General features: G+C 37.0%; 9 protein-coding genes and 1 tRNA gene. All 10 read right to left on the bottom strand.

What is annotated here, in order from left to right:
- On the bottom strand, window positions 1-2290 hold a 2290-nt coding region (rpoB, locus tag C6H22_RS07710; protein WP_104694696.1), incomplete at its 3' end, for a DNA-directed RNA polymerase subunit beta.
- A 155-nt stretch (window positions 2291-2445) separates the two neighbouring features.
- Window positions 2446-2823 carry a 50S ribosomal protein L7/L12 gene (gene rplL, locus C6H22_RS07705; RefSeq protein ID WP_104694695.1) on the bottom strand — a complete coding sequence of 126 codons (378 nt, stop codon included), beginning with the start codon at window positions 2821-2823 and terminating at the stop codon, window positions 2446-2448.
- Between the two features lie 23 nt (window positions 2824-2846).
- Window positions 2847-3329: a 50S ribosomal protein L10 gene (gene rplJ, locus C6H22_RS07700; protein ID WP_104694694.1), complete on the bottom strand. Its 483-nt coding sequence runs from the start codon at window positions 3327-3329 to the stop codon at window positions 2847-2849.
- A gap of 94 nt (window positions 3330-3423) precedes the next feature.
- Window positions 3424-4128, bottom strand: a complete 705-nt coding sequence (gene rplA, locus C6H22_RS07695) for a 50S ribosomal protein L1 (protein ID WP_104694693.1) — start codon at window positions 4126-4128, stop codon at window positions 3424-3426.
- A 20-nt stretch (window positions 4129-4148) separates the two neighbouring features.
- On the bottom strand, window positions 4149-4574 hold the full coding sequence (gene rplK / locus C6H22_RS07690; protein ID WP_104694692.1) for a 50S ribosomal protein L11: 426 nt from the start codon (window positions 4572-4574) through the stop codon (window positions 4149-4151).
- A gap of 33 nt (window positions 4575-4607) precedes the next feature.
- Window positions 4608-5123 carry a transcription termination/antitermination protein NusG gene (gene nusG / locus C6H22_RS07685; protein ID WP_095627526.1) on the bottom strand — a complete coding sequence of 172 codons (516 nt, stop codon included), beginning with the start codon at window positions 5121-5123 and terminating at the stop codon, window positions 4608-4610.
- Window positions 5124-5154: 31 nt separating this feature from the next.
- A complete protein-coding gene (gene secE, locus C6H22_RS07680; RefSeq protein ID WP_104694691.1) occupies window positions 5155-5337 on the bottom strand; it encodes a preprotein translocase subunit SecE in 183 nt (60 codons plus the stop codon).
- Window positions 5338-5396: 59 nt separating this feature from the next.
- Window positions 5397-5472: transfer RNA gene (locus tag C6H22_RS07675), tRNA-Trp, on the bottom strand.
- Between the two features lie 18 nt (window positions 5473-5490).
- Window positions 5491-5661: a 50S ribosomal protein L33 gene (gene rpmG, locus C6H22_RS07670; protein WP_104694690.1), complete on the bottom strand. Its 171-nt coding sequence runs from the start codon at window positions 5659-5661 to the stop codon at window positions 5491-5493.
- An 8-nt stretch (window positions 5662-5669) separates the two neighbouring features.
- On the bottom strand, window positions 5670-6869 hold the full coding sequence (gene tuf / locus C6H22_RS07665; protein ID WP_095627529.1) for an elongation factor Tu: 1200 nt from the start codon (window positions 6867-6869) through the stop codon (window positions 5670-5672).
- Between the last annotated feature and the right edge of the window lie 27 nt (window positions 6870-6896).

Raw genomic sequence — 6896 nt, 5'->3', positions numbered from 1 at the left:
AATAATCGATATACGCGCCACTCTCATCTTCTCCTAGAATATAAATACTTTTGGCATCAACTTTCTCGACAATTCCACCTCGCTTTGCCTTAATAGCTTCCCATGCATCTCTTGCAATCACTTTTTCAATACCAGTCCCCACAACAGGTGCATCAGGCTTAAGCAATGGCACTGCTTGGCGCTGCATGTTTGAGCCCATCAATGCACGGTTAGCATCATCGTGCTCCAAAAATGGAATAAGTGATGCAGCTACACCAACAAGCATTCTTGGGCTTAAATCTATTAATTCTATTTTAGATTTTTCTACAAGAATAATTTCACCATCTTGTCTTGCTTCAATCAAATCCTCAATGATGTTTCCATCTTTATCTACTTTTGTAGAAGCTGGAGCTATGATAAGCCCTTCTTCTTGAGCGGCTGTAATATAGGTGATTTCATTGCTTACTTTGCCATCTTTTACTTTTTTATAAGGTGCTTCAATAAAGCCCAAATCATTGACATGTGTAAAGGTTGAAAGCGTATTAATCAAACCGATGTTTTGCCCCTCTGGAGTCTCAATAGGACAAATCCTACCATAATGCGTTGGATGCACATCGCGTGCCTCAAAGCCTACGCGTTCTTTGACAAGACCACCTTCTCCAAGCGCAGAAAGCCTACGTTTATGCGTAATCTCTGCGAGAGGGTTTGTTTGATCCATAAATTGAGAAAGTTGCCCACCTGTAAAAAATTCCATAATTGTGCTTGTTATCATCTTGGAATTAATCAAATCATGAGGCATAAGATTCTCAAATGAACCATTAAGGGAGCTTAATTTATCACGAATAGCTTTTTGCATTTTCACAAGTCCTGTATGAAGTTCATTTGCCAAAAGCTCACCAATAGATCGAATTCTTCTATTGCCTAAGTGATCCCTATCATCAATGTGTCCCTCGCCATTACGCACATTCATAAGGTATTTGATAGTTGCGATAATATCATTATGTGTAAGCACTGTCACATAATCAGGCACATCCAAACCAAGTTTGTGATTCATTTTCATGCGTCCAACGCGCGTAAGATCATAGCGCTCTGGATCAAAAAAGAGTTGGTTTACAAAAGTCTTTGCCACATCCTTAGTAACAGGCTCTCCTGGACGCATAACCTTGTAGATTCTAATAGCTGAGAGATCATTTTCATCTTCAATGTTTTCTGTTTGTTTAAGGTTTCGTAATGACTCCACATCACTCACAAAAGAATTCATCAGAGAATTATCCAAGCCCTTAGCGGTATCATTTGCAATTTTAAATTCTTTCACGCCACTTTCTAGAATCTTTTGAATCTTACTTTCATCAAGTTGTGTCAAAATATCAAAAAGCAATTCACCATTCTTGTCATATATCGCTTCAGAAAGGTAGCGCTCATTCAATCTTTGGATTGGATATTCCATCCATTTTATATCTTTTTCAAGTTCTTTAAGTTCTTTAAGTTTTTTGCTCCCTACTCTTTTTCCTGAAGCTAAAAGTAGATTCCCCTTAGAATCTTTAATATCAAATTCTGCCTTAGTGCCTATATTTTCCACACTAAAAGGCACAAAACATTTATCTTTTTCAAAATGGACATGCAGTGAAGGATAAAAGATATTGACAATATCTTGTTTTGTATAACCAATCGCGCGCAAAATAACGGTTATGGGAATTTTTCTGCGTTTGTTAATCCGTGCATACAAAATGTCTTTTGCATCATATTCAAAATATAACCAAGCACCTCTATCGGGAATAATTTGTCCGGTATAAATAAGTTTATTTGACGCGGTATTAGATTCTTCTTCTTTGAAAATGACACCTGGACTTCTATGAAGTTGATTAACCACAACGCGTTCAACACCATTGATAATAAAGCTTGTCCTATCTGTCATCAATGGAATCTCGCGGATAAAGATACTTTGTTCCTTCACATCTTTTACTGCAAGTTTTTCTCCGCTTTTTTCGTCTTTTTCCCAAAAAATAAGGCGAATCTTTATTTTCAGTGGAATAGAATATGTAATCCCACGCTCCATGGCTTCTCTAGTTGTATATTTTGGCTTTCCAAACTCACAACCAGCATATTCTAAAGTAATACGATTTTGAGCATCTTGAATAGGGAAAATGGATTTAAAAACTTTTTCAATACCACTCTCTTTTGTCGCATTCGCGAACAAAAAATCATTATAACTATCTCTTTGCAAGGACAATAGATCAGGAACATCTAATAACTGAGGATTTTTAGTAAAATCTATGCGCAATCTTTTGTTTTGTTTTATTTGCTCTGACATTTGCTCAACCTTCATGACATGGATTTTTAAGAGTAGCACTCTATAGAAGCTTCACCCAAAAGCCTCTACAAAGTGCCAAAAACACAAAAGCCCAAGCTCGCTTATACTAAGCAAGATTGGGCAACATCTCGTTAGAACCTAAAAGTGCAGGAAATTTATTTAACTTCCACTTTTGCGCCTGCTTCTTCAAGTTTCTTTTTAAAGTTTTCAGCATCTTCTTTGCTAACACCTTCTTTAAGTGTGCTTGGAGTATTTTCTGTAGCATCTTTAGCCTCTTTAAGACCAAGTCCTGTGATTTCTCTAACAGCTTTAATAACATTAATTTTGTTAGCGCCTGCATCGACAAGTATAATGTTAAATTCTGTTTTTTCTTCTGCACCACCCGCTGCACCACCTGCTACTACTGCTCCTGCTACTACAGTAGGAGCAGCACTCACACCGAACTTCTCTTCAAAAGCTTTTACAAGCTCCGAAAGTTCCAATACTGAAAGATTACCAATATACTCCAACACTTCTTCTTTTGAAATAGCCATTTTTGCTCCTTTTGTATGTTATTTTATGCTTCTTCTTTTTGTTTTCTTAGGTTATCCATGCCTGTAACAAAATACCTTGCCGGTGCTGTCCAAACAGATAGCAACATGCCAATAAGCTCTTCTTTACTTGGTAGTTTTGAGACAGAAACAATATGATCTTTTTGAACCACATTGCCATCAAAATAACCAAATTTCACAACAAACTTATCTTCATTCGTACCTGCAAACTTACAAACCACTTTTGCAAGCTTAATCTGATCATTGCCCCACACGAAAATATTTGTTCCCTTAAGTTCTGACTGCGGATATTGTGCATTGTGCATAGCAATATTAGCAAGTGTATTTTTAATAACACGAACTTTAATATCTTCTTCCCTTGCTTTTAAACGCAAAGCTTCCAATTGCGCAACATTCAAACCTCTATAATCACAAACGATCATAGAATTTGCATTTTGAAATTCAGAAGTAAGGTCTTGTACAGCCTGAATCTTGTCTTGCTTAGTCATGCTTCCCTCCTTTCAGACCAAATCTCACATAGGGTTTATTTTTTAAGCGCAAAGCCCCGATGATCTTCAATCTAAGATAAAAAATAACAACTTCTTACTTTACATCCATCAATTCTTGTGAATCTAATTTCACTCCCGGACTCATTGTCAAAGATAATGTGCTACTTTTGATATATTTACCCTTTGCAGAAGAAGGTTTTAGTCTATTAATCACACGCACAAGTTCAAGCATGTTTTCTTTGATCTTATCCTCTTGAAAACTTACCTTTCCAACAGGTGCATGAATGATACCTTTTTTATCTACACGAAAGTTTACTTGACCACTTTTTGCATTTGCTACAGCTTTACTTATATCAGCTGTTACTGTCCCTGTTTTAGGATTTGGCATTAAACCTTTAGGTCCCAAGATTCTACCAACCTTCCCCACTAGTGCCATCATATCTGGTGTAGCAATAACCATGTCAAAATCTACATTACCATTTTTGATATCTTCAGCCAAATCATCAGCACCCACAATATCTGCTCCTGCAACCTTTGCTTCATCAGCTTTTATACCTTTTGCAAAAACAGCAACACGAACTTTTTTGCCTGTTCCGTGTGGTAATACCACTGCACCACGAATCATCTGATCAGCATGTCGAGGATCAACACCAAGTCTCAAAGCAATTTCCACTGTTTCATCAAACTTTGCCGATGCTAAAGATTTAACAAGACTAACCCCACTTGCAACATCATAAATCTTATTTGTGTCAATCTTTGCTTGTAAAGCCTGTAATCTTTTTGTTGTTTTCTTTCCCATCTTTAAACTCCGTAACAAATTTAATCTATTATTTCAACACCCATGCTTCTAGCACTACCGGCAACAATTTTCTTTGCAGCATCTATATCCACAGCATTTAGGTCTTCAAGTTTTTGTTCTGCAATCTCTTGCAATTGCTTTTGCGTGAGTTTACCTACCTTATTTTTGAGAGGATTATCAGAACCTTTAGTAAGATTGATAGCTTTTTTGATCAAATCCGTCACCGGAGGTTTCTTTGTGATAAAACTAAAGCTCTTGTCTTGATAAACAGTAATCAATACAGGTATATTAAAATCGCCCATATCCTTAGTTTTTTCATTAAAAGCTTTACAAAACTCCATAATATTAACACCTCTTTGTCCAAGCGCTGGACCAACAGGAGGAGATGGATTAGCTTTTCCTGCAGGTATTTGTAACTTAAGCTCACCAATAACTTTTTTTCCCATGATTCATATCCTCTCTTAAGTAAAATAAATGTATCAGATGATTTTCTCTACCTGTGAATACAGGATTTCCACCAATGTGTTTCGACTAAAAATAGAAACATTGAGCTTCAATTTACGATGTTCAATATCATATTCCTCAACAGTTCCAGTAAAGTTAGCAAAAGGACCATCGACAATACGCACAACTTCGCCATTTTCAAAGAAAACCTTAGGTTTTGGTTCTGCGGGATTTCTAATCTTGTCAAGTATCTTCTCAACATCAACTTCATTAAGTGGTGTAGGTTTCTTGCTCTCTCCAATGAAACGTCCAACTCTTGGTAGAGATTGTATCATATGCCACAATTTCGTATCAAGATCAACTTTCACAAACACATAACCAGGATATACGCTTCTATGTGTTAATTTCTTTTTATCTTCGTAAATAGCTTCTGTAGGAACAACAATCTGCTCAAATCTATCTTGTATCCTATTTTCAATCGCAAGATTCTCAATAGCTCTCTTTACAGATTGTTCACTGCCAGAATATGTTTGTATTGCATACCATTCCAAAGTCTACCCCTTTAAAAACTACAAGCTAAACTTAAGATACTAGACTTGATACAGAAGCAGATGAGATGAGATCGACTAATGCTAAAAACAAAGTGATGACAATGACAACGGTGACAACAGATATAGAAGCATTTCTTACCTGTTCTTTTGTAGGTTTTATAACTTTATCAAGTTCTTCTTTTGCATTCCTATAATATACTACAAGTTTTTTCATCGCTCATCCACAATTTTAAATCTCTATACTCAACTTTAAAACACTTAAACTTAGCTTTATGGCAGGCCAGGAGGGACTCGAACCCCCAACACTCGGTTTTGGAGACCGACGCTCTACCATTGGAGCTACTGACCTACAAAGCTAGGTAAATACCTAGCTTTTTAGTTTTACTTCCTTATGAATAGTATGCCTATTCAAACGAGGAGAAAACTTTCTAAGCTCCAGTTTTTCTGTATGAGTCTTAGCATTCTTAGTGGTGCTATAGTTAATATCACCACACTCTGAACATTTAAGACCGATCTTTACCACATTTCCCTTAGCCATATCAAACCCTATTCAATAATCTTAGTTACCACACCAGCACCAACTGTTCTACCACCTTCTCGGATAGCAAAACGTGTTCCTTCTTCAAGGGCGATTGGGTTAATAAGTTCAACAGTAATTTTAATGTTATCGCCTGGCATAACCATTTCCACACCATCAGGAAGCTGAATAGATCCTGTTACGTCAGTAGTGCGCACATAAAATTGTGGTCTATATCCATTAAAGAATGGTGTATGACGTCCACCTTCATCTTTAGAAAGCACATAAATTTCACCTTCAAATTTCTTATGAGGTGTAATAGATCCTGGCTTACATAACACCATACCTCTTTCTACTTCTTCTTTTTTTGTTCCTCTTAAAAGGATGCCGACATTATCCCCTGCTTCACCTTTGTCAAGCTCTTTTCTAAACATTTCAACGCCAGTCACAGTTGTTTTTTGTGTATCACGAATTCCCACAATTTCAACTTCATCACCAACTTTGATTTCACCTCTTTCAATTCTACCAGTTACCACAGTTCCACGACCAGCGATTGAGAATACATCTTCCACCGGCATAAGGAATGTTTTATCAACATCTCTTTGAGGAGTAGGAATGTATCTATCTACTTCATCCATAAGTTTAAGGATTTTCTCACCCCATTCACCAACTTTACCTTCTTTTGCTTCTTCTAGTGCTTTAAGTGCAGAACCCGCAACGATAGGTGTATCATCACCAGGGAATTCATAGCTAGAAAGCAATTCTCTTACTTCCATTTCCACAAGCTCTAAAAGCTCTGCATCATCAACCATATCTTGTTTATTCAAAAACACAACAATATATGGGACACCCACTTGGCGAGATAGCAAAATGTGCTCTCTTGTTTGTGGCATAGGTCCATCTGCAGCAGAAACAACCAAAATAGCTCCATCCATTTGCGCAGCACCCGTAATCATATTTTTTACATAGTCTGCGTGTCCAGGACAATCAACGTGCGCATAGTGGCGATTTTCTGTTTCATACTCAATGTGAGAAGTTGCGATAGTAATACCTCTTTCTTTTTCTTCAGGGGCATTATCGATATTATCATAATCTTTAAGCTCTGCAAGTCCTTTTGTAGCCAAAACAGCAGAAATTGCAGCACTCAAAGTAGTCTTACCATGATCCACGTGTCCAATAGTTCCGACATTTACGTGTGGTTTACTTCTGTTAAACTTTTCCTTTGCCATAATCTCTCTCCTAAAAATTTTAGTAGT

The sequence above is a fragment of the Helicobacter equorum genome (assembly GCF_900198655.1).
GTDB classification, from domain to species: Bacteria; Campylobacterota; Campylobacteria; order Campylobacterales; family Helicobacteraceae; genus Helicobacter_F; species Helicobacter_F equorum.
Note: the sequence above shows the minus strand (reverse complement) of the source record. Positions and strands in the feature narration are given on the sequence as shown.